Genomic DNA, 19,715 nt, shown 5'->3' on the forward strand with positions numbered 1-19,715 from the left:
CAACCCTCGACGCCCCCGGTCGCCGGGGTCGTCTCCGCATCGATGTCCTCCTGGCATTACTCGGCGGGCTACCCTGACCTGCGGTGTTTCGTGACCACGTGACCTGAGGAGTCGATGCTGACATGACGTCAGGGCGACCGGTGCCGAGCCAGGACGAGGTGCTCGGGTACTTCGACACGCTGTCGAACTGGGGGCGATGGGGTGACGACGACGAACTCGGCACGCTCAACCACATCACCGACGACGTCCGGCTCGCGGCGGCGCGGGCAGTGCGCCACGGCAGGAGCGTGTCCTGCGCCTGGGACGTCACCGCACCGGGAGACATGGAGCGGTCGACGACGACGTGCCCACGCGCCGCCGACATGCCGGGTGCGGAGAACATGCCGCCCGCCTTCCACGCCGACCGGCGCTGGGGCTTCTCGTCCGAGCAGCTCGGCATCTCGTTCCACGGCAACACCCTCACCCACCTCGATTCGCCGTGCCACATCTACTGGGACGGCGCCCTGTACAACGGACGGTCGCACTCACTCGTCGACGCGGCGACGGGCTCGGCGTGGGCGGCCGTCACGGCGGCCGCGAACGGCATCGTCACGCGTGGTGTCCTGCTCGACGTCGCGACTGCCCGTGGTGTGCCGTGGTTGGAGCCGGGCCAGGGGGTGTTGCCCGGCGACCTCGAAGAGGCCGAGCGCCGCCAGGGTGTACGGGTACGACCCGGTGACGCCGTACTCCTGCGGACCGGCTACGGGCGATTCCGACACGAGAACGGCGCGGCCAGCGGTTTCACCCAGGCCGGCTGGCACGCCTCCTGCCTGCCGTGGCTGCGCGATCGGGGGGTGGCGCTGATCGGCGCCGACACCCCACAGGACGTTCAACCGTCGGGGTACGACGACGTGCTGATGCCGGTCCACGCCGTGAGCCTCGTCGCGATGGGGCTGTGGATGCTCGACAACTGTGACCTGGAGGCCTGCGCGACGACGGCTGCCGAACTCGGTCAGTGGGACTTCCAGTTGGCGGTCGCACCGGTTCGCTTCGCCGGAACGTCCGGCAGCCCGATCAATCCGATCGCCACGTTCTGACCGTCGCGGCGGTGGCGGCTCCGTACCGGGTTCTGCCGCGCCATGAGGAAGGGGCTCCGGGTCCGACGCCGGTGCGGCATAATGCGGTAAGAGATAGAAGTCTATGAATCTCGGCAGGGTTGTCGGCCGTGGTGAGACGCGGTCGGAGCAATCAGGCCGGGCCGGCAGCCGCGGCGCGCCGCCGGGTCAGGTTCGGGAGGCCACCACCATGACCATGCCGCGTCAGGAATACGTACCCGCCCGGGTCCGCCCGGTCCTCGCCGCCGCCGTGTCCATCCTCGTCGTGGCGGTGCTCGCCGCCGCCGGTCCGGCCAACGCGGCCGATCCGCCGCCTCGGGTGGCCAACCCCTATGTCGGCGCCCAGGTCTACGTCAATCCCGAGTGGGTCGACCGCGCCGTGGCGGAACCCGGCGGCGACGCGGTCGCCGGTCAGCCGACAGCGGTCTGGCTGGACCGGATCGCCAGGATCGAGGGAGACGACGGAAGGATGGGCCTGCGCGAGCACCTGGACGCCGCCGTGGCACAGCACGCCGACCTCGTCCAGTTGACCCTCTACAACCTGCCGGCCCGCGACTGCGGCCGGCGGGGCCCGCAGGGTGAGCTGTCGATCGGGGACCTTGCCCTGTACCGGACGGAGTTCGTCGATCCGATTGTCGAGATCCTCGCTGCGCCCGACTACGCCGGCCTGCGGATCGTCGTCTTCGTCGAACCGAACTCGCTGCCCGACCTCGTCCTCAACACCGGCAACCGGTACGCGGCCACACCGGCCTGCGACGACGCGTTGGCGCGCGGCACCTACCAGCACGGGATCGGGTACGCCCTGGCACGGCTCGGATCCCTGTCCAACGTCTACTCCTACCTCGACATCAGTCACCACGCCGACGTCGGGTGGCCGGAGGACTCGGGTCCGCTGACGGCGCTGCTGTCGCAGGTCGCGACCACCGCCGGCAGCACGATGGCCGACGTTCACGGCTTCGTGGCCAACACCGCCAACTACTCGGTCCTGCACGAGGAACACTTCCGGGTCGACGATGTCATCAACGGCCAACCGGTGTACCAGTCGAAGTGGGTCGACTGGAACCCGTTCATCGACGAGGTGCCCTACGCGCGACACCTGCGGGGACTGTTGACGGAGGCGGGCTTCTCCCCGGACGCGGGCGTCGTCGTCGATACCTCCCGCAACGGTTGGGGCGGCCCGAACCGCCCCACCGGCCCGGCGCCCTCAAGCGAACTGAACCGGTACGTCGACGGCAGCCGGATCGACCGGCGGGCGGCGGTCGGGAACTGGTGCAACCAGCGGGGCGCCGGTCTCGGGCAGCGTCCGGTCGCCGAGCCGGAACCGGGCATCGACGCCTACGTCTGGGCCAAGCCGCCCGGCGAGTCCGATGGCGTCAGCGCCAGTCCGAACGTCGGCCAGCCGTACGAGCCGATGTGTGACCCGAACTATCTGCCGCCTCGCGGATCCGCCTACGACACAGGTGCGATGCCTGGTTCGCCACCGTTAGGAGAGTGGTTCCCGGCGCACTTCCGTCAGTTGTTGGCCAACGCCTGGCCGCCCCTGTGACGCTCCCGCCATGGCCGCGCGCCGGCGGTAGTCGGCGGCCACGGCGGCGTAGGCGGCCCAGGTCGCCCAGCGCGGCGGGGCGGCGGTCGAGACGTGGGCAGAGTCAGTGCGGCTCATTGATGCTCCGATCCTGAGAGTCGGTCCCAGCGTCCTCGGTCGATGTGGTTAGGGCGCCCAGCGGCGCGTGCACAGCGGCACCGGTCGGTAGCCACGTCAACGACAGCCATGGACAAACGATCGCCGGCCGCAGCCCGGTTCTCCTCCCCGACAGAAGGGGAGGTGCTCCCTCCGCCGGGGGACAGGCTGCGCGGGGTACGGACGTGGCGGCGCGGAGCGCCGACGCCGGTCGCCTCAAGGAATGCTCAAATTCGATCGCCGTCAACCCTTGCGGCCACGCACCCGCATACGCTCACCGGACCGGTCCGCCGGCAATCACCCGTCGTAGGCAGAAGGAGGGGGAATGCGGCGATCACAACGGCGCATCGCGCTACTCGCGCTGTCCACCCTGGTGGGCAGCATCCTCGTGACGACCGGCCCCGCGGGCGCGGATCCGACGGAGCTGGCAGCCGCCGCCAGCCGATCCCAGCCTGAGGATCGTGCGGCGGCACACCTCGTGCACATCAGGCTGACCGGTGCCGACATGCTGGACAAGGTGTCCGCGGCCGGCATCGACCTCGAACACGGCCTCCGGCGCGTGCCGGACGGCATCGAGGGCGAAGCGGTGGTGACCGCCGAGCAGGTCACCGAACTGACCGCCATGGGCGTCGAGGTGCTCGGCGACGACGCGGGCTTCGCCTGGAGCGACGAGGCCGATGGTGGCCTTGGCGTCGGCGCGGCCGGCGCGCGGGCGACCCAGCCGGCGAACCACGACGCGACGGTACGCGTCGTCCGCGCCGACTGGTTCACCACGAAGGGTCAGGGCTTCCTCTACGTCGAGGCGCGCACCACCGAGGGGCAGCAGGAAGACCCGATCGTCGGGATGCAGGTGGAGAACGACTCGGGGAAGGGTACGCCGTTCGGCTTCGCCCGGACGATGAGCCGGTTCGTCGACTCGGGGCAGTACATGTTCCATCGGAACCTGTTCAAGCTCGACGTACGCCCCAACAAGATCAAGCTGACGAGTTCCACCGGTGGCGTCGCGACCGGCGTCGTCTCCAACTGGCTGGAGGACGCCCCGCCGCCGCTGACGGCGAACCCGTCCTACAAGTCGGACTTCGTGGACGGCTACCGGCACCCGCAGCAGCTCTACAGCCGGGCCAAGGAGATCGCCCGGCAGTACCCGGACATCGCCGAGATCGTCTACCTGCCGAACCAGACGAACGGGTACCAACGCAAGGCGCAGGCCCAGATCGGCGGTACGGGGCAGTCGGCGGTCGTCGTCACCTCGGCGGCGTGGGGTCACCAGGGCGGCAACGACATCACGGTGGACTTCGTGGGCCGGGCGGACCCGGATCTTCCGCTGGCGGTGGAGGTCACCGGCACGGCGGTCCGGGTCCTGCTCGCCACGGACGCCTCGGGTACACCGGCGAGCACCGCCGTCGAGGTGGCCGAGGCGCTGCGGACCCGCTCCGCGGGGCTCATCGACCGGGCGCACCCGTACCGCGCCAATGCGGGCACCGGCATCGTCGCTGCGACGGCCGGCCCGGTCGCGTTGACCGACTCCCTCGACCAGAAACGCGTCGGAGCACCGGAGGGTGAGGTGCCGCGCGGGCCCGCGACGATCCCGGTCCTGCGGATCGGCAAGCATCGTGACGGTAAGAAGCCCGGTGTCCTCATCCAGGCGCAGGACCACGCCCGCGAGTGGGTGCCGGCGACGACCAGCCTGGAGTCGGCGGAACGTCTGGTGCACAACTACCGCTCCGACCGGGAGACGAAGAAGATCGTCGAGAACACCGATGTCTTCTTCATCCTGTCCAACAATCCCGACGGGGCGAACTACAGCTTCTACAACTTCGCCTCGCAGCGTAAGAACATGACGAACCACTGCCCGGACGCGAACGCCGATCCGGCGCAGCGGAACTCCTGGGGCGTCGACCTGAACCGGAACTACCGCGTCGGGTCGGGCCACGACGGCTACGCGGGAGGGTCGACCAACTGCGTCAGTGGCACCTACCAGGGGCCGGAAAAGCTGTCCGAGCCCGAGTCGAAGAACATCATCTGGCTGGTCGAGAAGTACAAGAACATCAAGTTCATGATGTCGGTGCACTCCAACGGCGGCCAGCTCTTCTGGCAGCCCGGCGCCTACATCGCGGACGGCCGGATCACCACGCCGCGCCCGCCGCTGGGTGACGAGGCGTTCTACTGGCAGTCCGCCGCCCGGATCCTGTCCCAGGTCAAGGCGCACCGGGAAACCGTCGTCACGCCGGAGAATGTCGGCGGGTCGTCCGACGTCCTGTACTCCTCGGCGGGCAACGTCCGCGAGGACCTCTACCACACCTACGGGATCTACGCGTTCGGCTGGGAGGTCGGGGGCTCCGTCTACAACCCGGCCACCGGCGACTGGCAGGGCGGTTCGTTCCAGCCGGAGTGGGACGGGAACCCCGAGCTGGTCAGTGGCCACGCCGAGACCATGGAGTACGCCAACGGGATCATGGAGATGTTCCGGGTCGCGGCGGACTGGGGTAGGGACAACAAGAACCCGACGTCGCAGCTGGTCCCCGGCGCGGGGCGTTACTCCGGGCCGGTCGACGTGCGCTTCGAGACGAGTGAGCCGGCCACCATCTACTACACGACCGACGGCAGTCGGCCCACGCTGGAGTCGCCCCGCTACGCCGCGACCGAGTTCCGTGAGCCGGGGCAAGTGTTCCACGTGACCGAGACGACGACGTTCCGCTGGTTCTCGGTCGACAGCGCCGGCAACATCGAGAAGAACTACGACCCGACGAAGAACGACAAGCGCAACAACTACCGCACCGCGACGATCAGGATCGCCAAGAGGTAACGCCCCGCGACAGTCGTTGCCCCGTCGGTGCGGACCCACCCGCATCGACGGGGCAACTTCTACAACAAGAGGTCACGGCGGTCAGCGGCCGTACACCTCCAGTTCCCACAGCGAGTAGCCGTACGCGGGCAGAGCCCGCTGGGTGCCCTGGACCCGCAGGTAGCGACCGGTCGCCGAGACGGCGATGTCGTCCACACCGCCGTCGCCGGTGGTCGTGGTGTGCGCCGGTGACCAGGTGGCATTGTCCGGCGACACCTGGACCTGGTACGCCCGCGCGTACGCCGCCTCCCAGGTCAGCCGGACCCGGTCGAGGGTGCGGGACGCGCCGAGATCCACCGAGATCCACTGCGGGTCGGCGTACGCGCTGCCCCAGCGGGTGGTCGTGCTGCCGTCCACGGCGTTGGTCGCCGCGTGCGTGCTCCCCGGCTCCACGCTGGACGTGGTGACCGGCCTGCCCCGGGAGAGCAGGGTGCTCCCGGCGGCGGTTCCGTAGACGTTGAGGTCCCACAGCGAGTAGCCCCACTGGGTGGCGCGTTGGGTGCCGTACACCCGCAGGTAGCGGCCGGTGCCGGTGCCGGTGAGGTCGTCGACGCCGCCGTCGCCGGTGGTCGTGGTGTGCACCGGCGACCAGGTGGCGTTGTCCGGCGACACCTGGACCTGGTACGCCCGCGCGTGGGCCGTCTCCCAGGCCAGCCGGACCCGGTTGATCGCGTACGAGGCACCCAGGTCGACCGTGATCCATTGCGGGTCCGCGTACGCGCTGCCCCAGCGGGTGGTCGTGTTGCCGTCCACGGCGTTGCCCGCCGCGTGCGCGCTGCCCGGCTCGACGCTGGACGCCGTCACCGGCCGGCCCTGGGCCAGGTCGGTGGCGGGCGGCTCACTCGGGCCGTCGGTCCTGACCCGCACGTTGCGATAGCTGATGTCCATTCCGGCGCCGTCGTTCTGCAACCCGATGTAGCCGTTGGCGATGGCCCGGCTGCTGACGTAATCGTTGATCTTGACGCCGTTGAGCCAGATCTCGACCCGCTGGCCGTGCACGCCGATCTCGTAGGTGTTCCAGGAGCCGGGTGGGTTGAGCGCCGCCGCGCGGGCGGCCTGGTTGGGCGCCTGGAAGCTGTAGACGCTGCCGGTGGTGCGCGTCGGGTCGCCGTCGGTGGCGTCGATCTGGATCTCGTGACCGGCGGCGACCGGGCCCCACGGGTCGCCCTGCGGATCGGGGAAACCGATGAAGACCCCACCGTTGTCGTCGCCCGGCATCATCCAGTCGACCTTGAGCGAGTAATTGGCGAAGGTACGTACCGGGTACCAGAGCAACCCCATGCCACCGTTCGACGTGAGGGTGCCGTCGGCCAGGGTGAAGCCGCCCGGGCCCGCCTGCCGCCACTGCCCGAGGCTGGCCTGGGTGCCGTCGAACAGCGGGGTGTAGCCGGGCTCCGGCCGGCAGTCGGCCGCCACTGCGCCCGCCGCCACCTGGATGCCGCCCAGCAGCATTCGAGTGAAGTTCGGGTCGGCGTAGCTCTGCTCGGTGTGGCCGAGGCCGGTGTACCAGGAGCGTCCGCCGCCGTAACTGTGGCACCAGGTGATCGGGTGGTCACCACCCATCGACCCACCGGTGTACGACGACTCGTCGAGGTTGGCCAGCACCTTGACCGCCGAGCGGGGATTGGCCCGGTAGTTGTACCACTCGTCGGTGCGGGTCCAGGTCGACGGCAGGTGCGCGGTCGAGACGTTGGCCCGGTCCTCGACCCGTACTGTCGCCTGCTGGGTGGCCGGGTGCGAGGCGAAGTACCCGCCGACCAGCCCGCCGTACCACTGCCAGTCGTACTCGGTGTCCGCGGCGGCGTGCACTCCGACGAAACCCCCGCCGGCGGCCACGTACGCCTCGAAGGCGCCCTGCTGCCCGGCGTCGAGCACGTCGCCGGTGGTGCTGAGGAAGACCACCGCCTGGTACTGGGCGAGATTGGCAGTGGTGAAGGTCGTCGCGTCCTCGGTGGCGGTGACGGTGAAGCCGTTCGCCGCGCCGAGCTGCTGGATGGCGGCGATGCCGTTGGGGATGGAGGAGTGCCGGAATCCGGCGGTCTTGGAGAAGACCAGGACCTTGCCCAACGGTGCGGCCTCGGCCGGGGCAGAGGTCACCGTCGCCGCACCGGCGGCGAGGGTGAGTACGGTGACGACGGCGGCGGTGAGTGGCGTCAACTTCATCGACACGATCTCCTCTGGATCGTCGTGCGGATGCAAATCTCGCACCCCGGGAAGTGCCCCGGTGTGCCCGCGTCCGCCGAAACGAGGGCGATGTCGAGACAACGCGGAGCGGCGTCACCGTGCCGGGTTGACGGCATCCGGATGAACATCGATCCACATCGTTGATGTGCAGTTAACAACGGGTGCCAGTGAGGGTCAATCCCTGGGGATGGCCCGGATCGGCCCGCCCGATCATCCGCCTGACAGACCCTGGCCGCGCACTCCGGGCTCGGGCGGCGACGGGTGGTCCTGGGCTCCTAGTCTGACGACCATGAAGACGCGCAGGCCGGTGCTGGTGGTCGCCCTCGTCACGGTCGCCACGATGGTGCTGGTGGCCGGCGGGTGCGTCACGGCCGGGATCCTGGCCGTTCGAGATGATCCTGCCGACGTGCGTTCGTGCCAGAAGTCGTTGCAGGTGTCCGAGGCGAAAGTTCGGACCGACCGCTGGGATCCGCCGACGGAGTTGCCGGACCTCGGCGATTACCTCGAGATCCACTGGCAGTTGCGTGCTGGCGGCAACCCGTGTTCCCGAGTGCCCGGCCCGACGGACTGGGCGTACCAGGGTGTGATCAAGCTGCGTCCGGAAGACGCCAGAGCGTTGGCGGAGCGGTATGAATTCCGGCCCTGGTCCTCCGTCAACCTGGATGAACTGTCCCACTCCAGCGAGCCCGCGGACGCGTGGCCCGCCCTCGTCCCCTTCCTACCGACCGCGCCGACATGGCTGCACAGCACGTTGTACAACGAGGGGAATCCGTCGACACGATGGCGCGTCGGATTCCTCGACGTCGAACATCAGACGCTCTTCTTCCTGCTCAACGACCACTAGAGTGGCTGGGCCCACGGCGGATAACCGGAAGGTCCCACAGCCGGCGGTCTCCGTCCCTCGCTCGGCGATCTTGCACTCGCTGTCCCGACATAAGGTGCATCTCGTCCGTGTGGACAACTGAAACTGCGTGATCGCCGCTGCTGGCAGCCGTGTCGACGCTTGATTCGATCGGCATCCATCAATAGATTGTGAGCGGGCGCCGCCGAGGTCCCGGGGACCGGGCCGTCGGCGGCTGACAGGTCCACCCCGAGCCGGGCATGTCGGTCGTACGCGCGACCGTTCGCTGTGGCGCACCGCCGCGCCGCAGCCAGGGCACGTTGCCACGTCTCGTCCGTCCAGGACGCGCCGCCGTGCCGCCTCCGCTCAGCTCGATGGCAGAAGGACCCTTCATGACGATCTTCCGTGCCCGCCCCGCCGCGATCCTGGTGGTCGCCGCCGCGCTGGCTGCCGCCGCGACCACCACCGGAGCGGCCCTGCTCACCGGCCCGGCCGCCGCCGCCCAGGGCTGCCGGGTCGACTACACACCCAACCAGTGGCCCGGCGGATTCACCGCCACCGTCAAGGTCTCCCCGGGGGACGCCGCCGTCTCCGGTTGGACCGTCACCTGGACGTACGCCGGGGACGAGCGGGTCACCAGCGGCTGGAACGCCACGGTCAGCCAGTCCGGCCCGACGGTGACCGCCCGCAACGCGTCGTACAACGGCAGCATCCCGGCCGGCGGCTCCACCGAGTTCGGGTTGCAGGGCACGTACGGCACCAGTGGCGGCGCGCCAACCGGGTTCAGCCTGAACGGCGTGCCGTGCAACGGCGCCGTGCCGCCGACCACCCCGCCGCCGACGACGCCTCCGCCGACGACGCCTCCGCCGACGACCCCGCCGCCCACCACGCCTCCGCCCACCGAGCCGCCGGCCGGGTGTGCCGGCGCGGTGCTCTGCGACGGCTTCGAGGGCCAGACCGGTTCGACGCCGTCCGGTGACTGGGTCGTGGTGAGCCCGGACTGTTCCGGCGCGGGTACCGCCACCATCGACACGGCGACCACGCACAGCGGCAGCCGGTCGGTCCGGATCAACGGCGCTGCCGGGTACTGCAACCACGTCTTCATCAGATCCACGAAGAACCTCGGCAGCGTGGGCAACGTCCGGTACGGCCGGATCTGGGTGCGACACACCACCGCCCAGCCCACCGAACACACCACGATGATGGCGATGGCCGACGCGGCTGACGGCAACAGGGACCTACGGTTGGGTGGCCAGAACGGCGCCCTGCAGTGGAACCGCGCCTCCGACGACGCGACCCTGCCCGAGCAGAGCCCGGCCGGGGTGGCGCAGAGCCTGCCGCTGCCCACCAACCGGTGGACCTGTGTGGAGTTCATGGTGGATGGCGCGGCCGGTCAGCTGCGTACCTGGGTGGACGGGACGGTCGTTCCCGGGCTGACCGCGGACGGCGCACCGACGCACGACATCGACGGCCAGTGGTACAACCGCACCTGGCGGCCGCAGCTCACCGACCTGAAGCTGGGCTGGGAGAGCTACGGCGGCGGAGCCGACACTCTCTGGTACGACGACGTCGCGCTGGGGTCCAGCCGGATCGGCTGCTGACCCTTCGGGGTTGTGGGCGAGGCCGTCGGCGACCTGCCGTCGGTCGATGGACGTGTCAAGGGTGTGACTCGGGCGTCGGGTCACACCCTTGGCGCATCGGCATCGGCATCGGCATCGGCATCGGCATCGGCGTCGGCGTCGGCGTCGGCGTCGGCCGGACCGGACCGGACCGGCGGGAGCCGGTGCGGCCTTCTCCGCGGGTCGGCGCGTCGCACCCCGCCTGCCGGGCCGCGGAAGCGCTGTTGATATGTTCCCGCTCATGAAAACCGTTTTCGTTAAGGCGGGCCTGTGTCTGGTCCTGGCCGCCACCGGTTGCTCCGACGGCCGAGCCGCACCAGCAGCGCAGGGCCACCTGGCCACCCCGGTGCACCTGACCAACTGCGGACTGCCGGTCAGCGTCACCGCGCCACCCCAGCGAGCGATCGCACTGGAACAGAACGCCACCGAGATCATGCTCAGCCTCGGTCTCGCCGATCGGATGGCCGGCACCAGCTACCAGACCGACCCGGTGCTGCCCGACCTGCGCCCCGCCTACGAGAAGGTGCCGGTGCTGGCCAAGCTCTACCCGTCCCGGGAGGCGGTACGGGCGGCGAACCCGGACTTCGTCTACTCGACCTACACCTCCGCGTACGCGTCGGACGCCGCCGGCTCGCGTGCCGACCTGGCCACGCTCGGCGTACCGGCGTACCTCTCCGAATTCGCCTGCGAGAAGCCGGCGGACGCGACCCAGACGGTCACCTTCGACGGGATCTTCGATGAGATCCGCGACATCGCCGGCGTCTTCGGCGTCCCGGAGCGGGCCGACAGGCTGATCCACGACCAGCAGAGTCGGTTGGACGCCGCCCGAGGTGCGGCGTCAACGGCCGCGCCGAACGCCGGCCCGTCACTGCTCTGGTACTACTCCGGAACGAGCACCCCGTACGTGGCCGGGCACGGCGGGGTTCCGGACGCGATCAGCTCGCTGCTGGGCGCCCGCAACACGTTCACGGATGCCAGCCAGAAGTGGCCGGCCGGCAACTGGGAGGAGATCGCCAAACGCAACCCGGAGGTGATCGTGTTGGCCGATCTGACCCGGGGTGGCGACGGCGACAGTGCCCAATCGAAGATCGATTTCCTGCGCCGAAACCCGGTGACGTCGAAGCTGGACGCGGTGGTCGCCGGACGGTTCGTCACGGTGCCCGGCTCGTCGATGGATCCGTCGATCCGCAGCGTCCAGGCGGCGGAACTGGTCGGGGCCGACCTGCACGGGACCGCCCGATGACCCCGCCGGCCGACGTCGACGTCGACGTGCTGGACCAGTCGAGCGCCCGCCGCCTGCTCGAACTCTGGAACGACCAGCAGTCCGCCTACGTGGCCCACCGCGACCTGCGATTCGACGCGATGGCCGACGTGCTGCGGCTGCACTGCCCGGACAACCTCGCGATCCTCGATCTGGCCTGCGGTCCCGGTGCGATCAGCGACCGTTTCCTGACCCGATTCCCCCGCGCCACCGCCGTCGCTGTCGACTACGACCCGATCCTGCTGACAGTCGCGCGGCGTGCTCTGGACCGGTACACCGCACGGGTCGAGGTCCACGACGTCGACCTGGTGGCCGACGGCTGGGAGCAGGCGCTGACCGGACGGCGGATCGACGCCGTGCTCACCTCGACGGCACTGCACTGGCTCGCGCCGGAGCAACTGCTGCGGGTCTACACCGTCGCGGCGCGGTTGCTGCCCGCCGGTGGTGTGCTGCTCAACGCCGATCACCTCCGCTACGACGAATCGGCGCCCACCCTGCGTGACATCGCCGGTCGGCACGACGCCCAGGTGCAGCGGGAGAGATTCGCCGCCGGAGCGCTCACCTACTCCGCCTGGTACGCCGAGGCGACCCGACACCCGGATCTGGCCGGGCTGGTCGCCGAGCGGGAACGGCGGTTCGCCGACCGACCGCCGCCGGCCCCAGCGTCACTGGAATTCCACCTGGCTGCCCTTCGCGCGGCTGGCTTCGCCGAGGTCGGCACGGTCTGGCAGTACCTCGACGACTACGTGGTGTTCGCCCGCCGATGAACGCCCGAGCCGCACGATCCCTCGTCTCGGCGAGCGGCCCGCTCGCGTCGACGGGACGGGACTCGCCATCCGCTACCAGCATCTCGAGAAACGGCCGGTACGTCCTGCCGGTGGCCCTGCTCCTGCTGCTGCTCACCATCGTGGCGGCGGTCAGCGTGGGTTCGGCCGACCTGCCGGTCGACAGCGTTCTGCGCGCGGTGGCCAGCCACCTGGGCCTCCCGGTCCAGCCCCTACCGCCGTTGCCGGACAGCATCGTGTGGGATCTCCGGTTACCCCGGGTGCTGTTGGCCGCGTTGGTCGGTGCCGGTCTGGCGGTGTGCGGGGCGGTCCTTCAGGCGCTCACGCGTAACCCGCTGGCCGACCCGTTCCTGCTGGGTGTCTCGTCCGGCGCCTCCACCGGGGCGGTGGCGGTGCTGGTACTCGGCATCCGGATCGGCGGCGGCCCGGTCGACCTGACCACCGGCGCGTTCGTCGGCAGCATGGCCGCGTTCGGCGCGGTGCTGCTGCTGGCCGGCCGGCGGGCCGGCGAGCCGACCCGGATCGTTCTCGCCGGGGTGGCCGTCTCGCAGCTCTTCAGCGCGGTCACCAGCCTGATCGTGATCTCCGACGCGCACACCCAGGACACCCGTAGCGTGACGTTCTGGCTGCTCGGTTCGCTGACGGCGGCCTCCTGGGCGTCGGTGACGCTGAGCGCCGTGACTGTCGGCGTCGGCCTGCTGGTCTGCTGGGCCAGTGCTACGGCGCTGGACGCGTTCGCGTTCGGCACCGACACCGCCCGCTCGCTCGGCTTCTCGCCCGGACGCACCCGGCTGCTGCTGTTCACGGTCACCGCTCTGATGGCAGCCGCGCTCGTCGCGGCGAGCGGTGCCATCGGTTTCGTCGGGTTGACGGTGCCACACGCCGTACGGTTCCTGTTCGGCTCGCCGCATCGCACATTGCTGCCCGCCTGCGCGGTGATCGGTGCGATCTTCCTGGTCTGGGCGGACACCGTGGCGCGGACCGTCTTCTCGCCGCAGGAGCTGCCGGTGGGCGTGCTCACCGCGCTGCTCGGGGTGCCGGTGTTCGCGCTGGTCATGCGACGCCGGACGAGTGCGCCGTGATCGCGCCGGGCACCGCCGGCCGGGGAGTGGTCGGCAGTGGACCGGCGACCGGCAACGACCCGTACCCGGCGGGAGCGTTGCCGGCCCGGCTGGACGCGGACGGCATCGGGTGGGGCGTGGCCGGCGTACGGATCCTGGTCGGGGTGGCGCTCACCGCCGAACCGGGCGCCACGGTCGGGTTGCTCGGGCCGAACGGCTCCGGCAAGTCGAGCCTGCTGCGGCTGCTTGCCGGGCTGACGCGGCCGGAGTCCGGGCGGGTGCTGCTCGACGACGTCGCGCTGGACGCGATACCCCGGCGCGCGCGGGCCCGGCGGATCGCTGTGGTCACCCAACAGGCGGCCACCGACGTGGAGATGTCCGCACTGGAGGTGGTCCTGCTGGGCCGGACCCCGTACCGGCCGCGTCTCGCCGGGGTCGGCGGCGCGGATCTGGACCTGGCGCGGCGGGCGCTCGCCGAGGCCGGCCTGACCGGGTTCGAGCAGCGGCGCTGGTCCAGCCTGTCCGGTGGTGAGCGGCAGCGGGTGGATCTGGCCCGCGCTCTGGTGCAGGAACCGGATCTGCTGCTGCTCGACGAGCCGACCAATCATCTGGACATCCGGCATCAGTTGGAGCTGCTGCGATTCCTCGCCGAGTCGCCGAGCACCGTGGTGGTGACCCTGCACGATCTCAATCTGGCCGCGCAGTACTGCGACCGGCTGGTGCTCCTGCAGAACGGGCGGGTGGTCGCGGCGGGTACGCCCGTCGAGGTTCTCACCACGAGCCGGATCGAGCAGGTCTACCAGGTGCGCGCTGACATCGACATCGCCGCTGGCGGCCGGCCCCGGATCTGGTACCGGGGTCAGGCGACAGGCGCCGACGGAGCTGACGAGGCGCGGGCCCCGACATCGCGGCACCCATCTGCGGGCCTCAGGCGGCAGGATGTCTGAACACTGTTTGGTCCGCGCGGTGCAACGGGCGGGGAAGCGCACTGCCGCGTCCGCTCTCGGCAGCCGCGCGGTCGGGGGACCGAGGAGAGTGCGACATTGGGCAGCACGTTGACCGACATCCTGGACGCGGCGGCGCACGGGTCCTTCCCGCCACCGGACGGCGGGACCACAGTGGTGCCACAGCCGAGCCGCCGGGACGCCGGAGTCATCGCCTTCACCGGGCATTCGGTGGTGTTCACCGACGAGGACCCCCAGTGGGTACGCCGGACGTTGGCGACCATCGACTGCGACCCGCTGGCGGCCACGATGAATCCGCGTTTCCTGGGTGCGCTGCTCGACCACACCCGGCGCTCCATGGACACGATCGACCTGTTGACCGTGGCGAGCAGCCTTGACGGACCACCTGCACTGCCGCTGACCGTGCTGGCGGACGCGGGTCATCCTCGCGAGGTCAGGGCTCGCCGTCGCCGTGACGAGGTCCGTGTCTGGGCCACCGACGGCGGGGTCGTCGTCCTCGGCCGAGGGGTGGCCGGCCGTTGGGAGGCGGCGATCGAGGTCGACGACGAGCGTCGCCACCGGGGCCTCGGGCGGGCGCTGGCGACGGCCGCCCGACACCTGGTGCCCGACGGCCAGCCGGTCTGGGCCCAGCAGGCCGCCGGCAACGCGCGCAGCGTGCGAGCCTTCCAGGCGGCGGGTTTTCGACCAGTGGGCGCCGAAGCGCTCCTCCTCGCGACCTAGACAGTGCACCGGACGAACCACTGTGGGCCGAACCGTGATCAGCGGGATGGTTTCCGCGATCACTCCCGGGGGCATCCCGGCGGACGAAGGCAACCGCCCTCTACCCCTGATCGAGGAGAACACCATGTCGGCCCAGGCTTTTCTCTACGTCGTCGCCGTCATTTTGATCGTGCTCGCCGCCCTGCCGCTGCCCACGAGGGGTGTCTCGCTCGCGCTTCTGGGTGCCGCCTGTGCCCTGCTCGCCTACGCCTGGCCGGTGATCACCGACTGACCTTCTGTGAGGCGTCGTCGCGCGGCCGGTGGCCGGCAGCCAGAGTCTGTGGGCTGCCGGCCACCGGCCTGTGTCGGGCGAGGTCACTGGCGGACACATCGATGCTTGCTGAGCTTGTTTCACAAGCGTAGGAAGGACACCACCCGTCGATCCGCCGTCCAGCGTCGAAGGAGATGCGTGTGACCACCTCCAGAGGGCTCCGTCTCGCCCTGTCCGTGCTGGTGACGGCGGGTGCCGTCCTGCTCGGCACGGCGGCCCCCGCCGCGCCGCCGACGACGCCCGCACCGGGTGGGCACCCGTCCTGCGACCCGATCGACCCGGCGGCGTGCCTGCTGCCGTTCCCGAACGACTACTTCACCGTGGCGGACCGGAGCAGCCCCACCGGCAAGCGGGTGCGGTTCTCCGCCGCCGCGATGCCCGCCAACGTGCAGGGAACCCCGATCGACCCGACGGAGTGGAACCGGCAGGACGGGTTCAGTCCGGGCTCACCGATCCTGGTGCGCGTACCCGGCCTCGACGCCGCGGCGAGCGGGATCGCTCCGGTCACCGACATCGGCCGCTCGCTGGCCCCGAACGCGCCGATCGTGCTGCTCAACACCCGGACCGGTGAGCGCACGCCGTACTGGGCCGAGGTGGACGCGCACGCCACCGGTCAGCCCGACCGGCAACTGCTGATCATCCGGCCGGCGGTGGCGCTGACCGAGAGCACCCGCTACGTCGTCGGGTTGCGCGGCCTGCGGGACGGCAACGGGGCGTCGATCCCGGCGCCGAAGACGTTCACGGCGTACCTGACCGGTGCCGGTTCCCAGCAGCGCGACGCGCGGGGGCCGCACCTGAGGCGGATCGTCGGCGAGCTGGGCCGGGCCGGCGTCAAGCGGCACAACCTCTATCTGGCCTGGGACTTCACGGTGGCCAGTCGGCACGGGCTGACCGGGCGGATGGTGGCGGTCCGGGACGACGCGTTCGCCGACCTCGGCCGGGCCGCGCCGCCGGTCACCGTCACCCAGGTGACCGACTATTCACCGGAGCAGGATCCGCTGATCGCCCGGCAGGTGACCGGCACGGTCGGCGTACCGTCCTATCTGAGTGGTGACGGCGGGCCCGGCTCCCGCCTGCACTACGGGCCCGCCGGCGGCGCCGGGACGCCGCCCACGCCGAACGCCCTGCCCACACCGTCCGGCGCGACGCTGGCGGCCGACTTCGTCTGCAACATCCCGCGCAGCGCCTCGGCCGCGCGGCCGGCCCACCTCTCGCTCTACGGCCACGGACTGCTCGGACGGCCGACCGAGATCAACGCCGGCAACGTCAGGACGATGTCGAACACCCACAACTTCACCTTCTGCGCGACCAGTTGGATCGGCATGGCCGCCGCCGACGTTCCCTTTGTGGCCGACGCGTTCACCGACCTCAGCGTCTTTCCCGCGGTGGCGGACCGGTTGCAGCAGAGCTTCCTGAACTTCCTCTTCCTGGGTCGCGCGATGATCCACCCGGCTGGGTTCGCCGCCCACCCGGCGTTTCGGGACGCCACCGCCCGGCCCCTGATCGATCGCGTCGGCGGGCTGCATTACGACGGCAACAGCCAGGGCGGCATCAACGGAGGTGCCCTCACCGCCATCGCCCAGGACTGGACCCGGTCGGTGCTCGGCGTACCGGCGATGAACTACTCCACACTGCTGCAACGCAGCGTGGACTTCGCGCCGTTCCAGACGGTGCTGGACGGCTACTACCCGGACAAGGTCGACCAACAGCTGGTCCTCGCGCTGCTGCAGATGTTGTGGGACCGGTCCGAGGCCAACGGGTACGCCCAGCACATGACCGACCGGCCGCTGCCGCGTACCCCGGCGCACCAGGTGCTCATGCACGTGGCCTTCGCTGACCAGCAGGTCTCGCCCGCCGCCGCGGAGGTGCAGGCGCGCACCATCGGCGCGCGCCTGCACACCCCCGCGCTCGCCGACGGCTGGTCACTGGACGTGCGGCCGTACTGGGGCATCACTCCGATCCGCCGCTACCCGTACACCGGTTCGGCGATGGTCGTCTGGAACAGCGGCGTCGCGTACGCGCCGCCACCGACCAACCTCGCCCCGGCCGGGCCGGAGTACGGCGACGATCCACACGAGTTCCCCCGCGCCCAGGCCGGAGCCCAGAAACAGAAGGCGGTCTTCCTGCTCACCGGCAAGGTCATCGACGTCTGTGCGCGGACACCCTGCCCGTGACGCCCGGCCCGCCGGGGCCTACCACCCCGGCGGGCGGGTGAAGCGTTCGTTGGGCGCGGGCCCGGCGTCGTCGATGGACCGCATCGATGGCGGCCTTGTCCCGATCGGTACCCTCTGGCACGCTCTGACAGCGCCTGACGACGTCGTCTGACATGGGGGAGTGATGAAGGATCAGCGTGCCGCCGCCCAGTCGCTTCAGGTCAGACAGGCGACCGAGAGATTCGCCGAGCAGCTTCGGACCTTGCGGACCAGCGTGGGTGACCCGTCGTTCCGGAAGATGGCCGGGCGCTCGGGCCGGATCTCGCACACCACGCTGCACGAGGCCGCCGCCGGCACCAGGTTCCCCTCCTGGGAAACGGTCCGAGAGTTCGTCCGAGCCTGCGACGCGGACGAGGCCCAGTGGCGGCATCGCTGGGAGGACGCGCAGCGTCCCGCGTCCGGTCCCGGCTCGGAGGACGGCGATACCACCCCGGAGGCGACCGGGCCCGTCGCGTCTGTGGTTCCCGTGCCGTCGCCGGAGCGGCAGAACCCGCTGCGGGGCACCGACCACCCACCCACCGACCAGGACGTCGCGAGGGGACCTCGGCGCCGGCTGCCGTGGCTCGCCGCCGCCGCTGTGGTCCTGGTGGTGGCGATGGTCGCCGTGCTGGGCGTCGTCGTCCGCGGCCGGTCGTCCCGGGACGCTCCCGGCACCGTGGCGGCGTCGTCCACACCGTCGCCGTCGGCGTTCTCGGACTCGCTGATCCCCGGCGACTCAAGCACGTTCATCGCCGACGTCACCGTCCCCGACGGCACCCGGGTGCGGGTGAACTCCCAGTTCGTCAAGGTGTGGGCGCTCAAGAACGTGGGGAAGGTGGCCTGGCACAACCGTTTCCTGGCGCGGACCAACCCGACCGCCGACGCCGACGGTTGCCAGGTGCCGGATCGGGTGGCGATCGGTGACACACCACCGGACGAGCAGGTGATGATCAGTGTCGAGGTCACCGCGCCCAGCCGCCCCGGGAAGTGCTGGGTGAGCTGGAAGATGGTCGACGAGAACGGGCAGGAGTACTTCCCCACCCGCCGACCGGTGTACTTCATGGTCACCGTCACCGCCTGAACGCGCTCCCGGTCGCTTCGGCCGGTGCCGGAGTGCGGTCGCCCGATGTCAGCCCGGACGCCAGCGGGATCTGACAACACCACATCCATCGAGGTCGGCGACGATCTGACGGATCTGACAGCACAGCAGGGGTACCGAACAGCACGCCGAGTCTCGCAAGGTGATGTCCGTTCCGATCGACTCACCAATCGCGAGGAGGATCGACAGTGCGCCGTCCCTGGTTGTCCGTCGGGCTCGCCGCGCTCTGCGTGGCCGTCGGCGTTCCGGCCCACGCCGGAGCCGCGACATCCGGCGCCGCAGCGCAGCGACCCGTCACCACGGCCGCGCGGCCGGTCGTGGACATGGAGGCCACCGTCCTGGCCGCCCAGATCGACCCCCGCCGCGCCGACAACACGCTGACCCCGGGCGCGAAGAACTCCGTGCTCGCCGTCGAGCAGGCGCTCCAGGCGCAGGGCCTGCTGACCGCACAGTGGGTCGACGGCTACTTCGGGACCGTGACCGTCTCGGCGTACGCGGCGTACCAACGCTCACTCGGCTACACCGGGCTGGCTGCCAACGGGCTGCCCGGCACGACGTCGCTGACGAGGCTCGGGCTGAACCGCTACACAGTCGGCAACACGATCGGCCCGGGCGCGAAGGTCCCGCGCGACGGGTACGTCGTCAACGCCCGCACCCAGGCCATGCTGGCCGAGGCGCAGCGTCTGCTCGGCTACTCCCTGGTGCTCGACCAGGGCTCCTACAACCCCGGGGGCGACCCCACCTCAGCTGGTACGCACGACGGCGGGGGTGTGGTGGACATCGCGGTCACCGGCATGACCGCGGCCAGGCGTACCGCCATCGCCCGCGCCCTGCGTCAGGTCGGCTTCGCCGCGTGGGTGCGCAACCCGGGTCAGGGCGACTGGCCGTGGCACATCCACGCCACGGCGATCAACGACACCGACCTGTCCACCCAGGCGCAGCACCAGGTCGGCGACTACTACCTGGGCATGAACGGCCTGGCCAACCAGGGGCCGGACGACGGCCCCCGGGTCCCGATCAAGACCTGGGAGCAGTACCAGCGCGGGCAGTGACCCGCA

General features: G+C 70.7%; 15 protein-coding genes. 14 read left to right on the top strand and 1 reads right to left on the bottom strand.

Annotated elements, in window-relative coordinates; translation table 11 throughout:
• Window positions 1-122 precede the first annotated feature (122 nt).
• The 3 genes from ACZ6NZ_RS07215 to ACZ6NZ_RS07225 all read left to right on the top strand — a co-directional run bounded on the left by ACZ6NZ_RS07215 (window position 123) and on the right by ACZ6NZ_RS07225 (window position 5,581).
• Complete coding sequence (locus ACZ6NZ_RS07215) at window positions 123-1,076, top strand: cyclase family protein (protein ID WP_465856617.1); 954 nt, start codon at window positions 123-125, stop codon at window positions 1,074-1,076.
• Between the two features lie 208 nt (window positions 1,077-1,284).
• Complete coding sequence (locus ACZ6NZ_RS07220; protein ID WP_465856619.1) at window positions 1,285-2,640, top strand: glycoside hydrolase family 6 protein; 1,356 nt, start codon at window positions 1,285-1,287, stop codon at window positions 2,638-2,640.
• 460 nt (window positions 2,641-3,100) lie between these two features.
• Window positions 3,101-5,581: a M14 family zinc carboxypeptidase gene (locus tag ACZ6NZ_RS07225; RefSeq protein WP_465856621.1), complete on the top strand. Its 2,481-nt coding sequence runs from the start codon at window positions 3,101-3,103 to the stop codon at window positions 5,579-5,581.
• An 81-nt stretch (window positions 5,582-5,662) separates the two neighbouring features.
• Here ACZ6NZ_RS07225 and ACZ6NZ_RS07230 read toward each other — a convergent pair whose 3' ends face one another.
• Entirely contained in the window at window positions 5,663-7,783 is a 2,121-nt protein-coding gene (locus ACZ6NZ_RS07230; RefSeq protein WP_465856623.1) for a ThuA domain-containing protein, read from the bottom strand.
• Between the two features lie 310 nt (window positions 7,784-8,093).
• Between ACZ6NZ_RS07230 and ACZ6NZ_RS07235 the strand changes: the two genes are divergently transcribed.
• The 11 genes from ACZ6NZ_RS07235 to ACZ6NZ_RS07285 all read left to right on the top strand — a co-directional run bounded on the left by ACZ6NZ_RS07235 (window position 8,094) and on the right by ACZ6NZ_RS07285 (window position 19,709).
• Complete coding sequence (locus ACZ6NZ_RS07235; protein WP_465856625.1) at window positions 8,094-8,648, top strand: hypothetical protein; 555 nt, start codon at window positions 8,094-8,096, stop codon at window positions 8,646-8,648.
• Window positions 8,649-9,037: 389 nt separating this feature from the next.
• Complete coding sequence (locus ACZ6NZ_RS07240) at window positions 9,038-10,246, top strand: cellulose-binding domain-containing protein (RefSeq protein ID WP_465856627.1); 1,209 nt, start codon at window positions 9,038-9,040, stop codon at window positions 10,244-10,246.
• Window positions 10,247-10,505: 259 nt separating this feature from the next.
• Window positions 10,506-11,507 carry an ABC transporter substrate-binding protein gene (locus ACZ6NZ_RS07245; protein WP_465856629.1) on the top strand — a complete coding sequence of 334 codons (1,002 nt, stop codon included), beginning with the start codon at window positions 10,506-10,508 and terminating at the stop codon, window positions 11,505-11,507.
• Window positions 11,504-12,292, top strand: coding sequence for a class I SAM-dependent methyltransferase (locus ACZ6NZ_RS07250; RefSeq protein ID WP_465856631.1), 789 nt, complete (start codon window positions 11,504-11,506; stop codon window positions 12,290-12,292). The genes ACZ6NZ_RS07245 and ACZ6NZ_RS07250 overlap by 4 nt, the downstream gene beginning before the upstream one ends.
• A gap of 110 nt (window positions 12,293-12,402) precedes the next feature.
• Window positions 12,403-13,392 (top strand): FecCD family ABC transporter permease, encoded by a 990-nt coding sequence (locus ACZ6NZ_RS07255; protein WP_465856633.1) that lies wholly within the window; start codon window positions 12,403-12,405, stop codon window positions 13,390-13,392.
• Window positions 13,389-14,318, top strand: coding sequence for an ABC transporter ATP-binding protein (locus ACZ6NZ_RS07260; RefSeq protein WP_465856635.1), 930 nt, complete (start codon window positions 13,389-13,391; stop codon window positions 14,316-14,318). The genes ACZ6NZ_RS07255 and ACZ6NZ_RS07260 overlap by 4 nt, the downstream gene beginning before the upstream one ends.
• Before the next feature lie 96 nt (window positions 14,319-14,414).
• A complete protein-coding gene (locus tag ACZ6NZ_RS07265) occupies window positions 14,415-15,056 on the top strand; it encodes a GNAT family N-acetyltransferase (protein WP_465856637.1) in 642 nt (213 codons plus the stop codon).
• A 124-nt stretch (window positions 15,057-15,180) separates the two neighbouring features.
• Window positions 15,181-15,327: a hypothetical protein gene (locus ACZ6NZ_RS07270; protein WP_366609120.1), complete on the top strand. Its 147-nt coding sequence runs from the start codon at window positions 15,181-15,183 to the stop codon at window positions 15,325-15,327.
• A gap of 173 nt (window positions 15,328-15,500) precedes the next feature.
• The gene (locus ACZ6NZ_RS07275; protein ID WP_465856639.1) at window positions 15,501-17,540 is read left to right on the top strand and encodes a hypothetical protein; all 2,040 of its coding nucleotides are present in this window, start codon (window positions 15,501-15,503) and stop codon (window positions 17,538-17,540) included.
• Between the two features lie 163 nt (window positions 17,541-17,703).
• Window positions 17,704-18,639, top strand: a complete 936-nt coding sequence (locus ACZ6NZ_RS07280; RefSeq protein WP_465856641.1) for an NBR1-Ig-like domain-containing protein — start codon at window positions 17,704-17,706, stop codon at window positions 18,637-18,639.
• Between the two features lie 206 nt (window positions 18,640-18,845).
• Window positions 18,846-19,709: a peptidoglycan-binding domain-containing protein gene (locus ACZ6NZ_RS07285; RefSeq protein WP_465856643.1), complete on the top strand. Its 864-nt coding sequence runs from the start codon at window positions 18,846-18,848 to the stop codon at window positions 19,707-19,709.
• Window positions 19,710-19,715: the final 6 nt, after the last annotated feature.

The sequence above is a fragment of the Micromonospora sp. NPDC047756 genome (assembly GCF_055587245.1).

What these genes read in the sequence shown, in the direction of transcription:
- ACZ6NZ_RS07230 (WP_465856623.1), bottom strand. Translation starts at nt 7,783, where the DNA reads ATGAAGTTGACGCCACTCACCGCCGCCGTCGTCACCGTACTCACCCTC.
- ACZ6NZ_RS07245 (WP_465856629.1), top strand. Translation starts at nt 10,506, where the DNA reads ATGAAAACCGTTTTCGTTAAGGCGGGCCTGTGTCTGGTCCTGGCCGCC.
- ACZ6NZ_RS07250 (WP_465856631.1), top strand. Translation starts at nt 11,504, where the DNA reads ATGACCCCGCCGGCCGACGTCGACGTCGACGTGCTGGACCAGTCGAGC.
- ACZ6NZ_RS07220 (WP_465856619.1), top strand. Translation starts at nt 1,285, where the DNA reads ATGACCATGCCGCGTCAGGAATACGTACCCGCCCGGGTCCGCCCGGTC.
- ACZ6NZ_RS07275 (WP_465856639.1), top strand. Translation starts at nt 15,501, where the DNA reads ATGCGTGTGACCACCTCCAGAGGGCTCCGTCTCGCCCTGTCCGTGCTG.
- ACZ6NZ_RS07215 (WP_465856617.1), top strand. Translation starts at nt 123, where the DNA reads ATGACGTCAGGGCGACCGGTGCCGAGCCAGGACGAGGTGCTCGGGTAC.
- ACZ6NZ_RS07280 (WP_465856641.1), top strand. Translation starts at nt 17,704, where the DNA reads ATGAAGGATCAGCGTGCCGCCGCCCAGTCGCTTCAGGTCAGACAGGCG.
- ACZ6NZ_RS07270 (WP_366609120.1), top strand. Translation starts at nt 15,181, where the DNA reads ATGTCGGCCCAGGCTTTTCTCTACGTCGTCGCCGTCATTTTGATCGTG.
- ACZ6NZ_RS07235 (WP_465856625.1), top strand. Translation starts at nt 8,094, where the DNA reads ATGAAGACGCGCAGGCCGGTGCTGGTGGTCGCCCTCGTCACGGTCGCC.
- ACZ6NZ_RS07225 (WP_465856621.1), top strand. Translation starts at nt 3,101, where the DNA reads ATGCGGCGATCACAACGGCGCATCGCGCTACTCGCGCTGTCCACCCTG.
- ACZ6NZ_RS07240 (WP_465856627.1), top strand. Translation starts at nt 9,038, where the DNA reads ATGACGATCTTCCGTGCCCGCCCCGCCGCGATCCTGGTGGTCGCCGCC.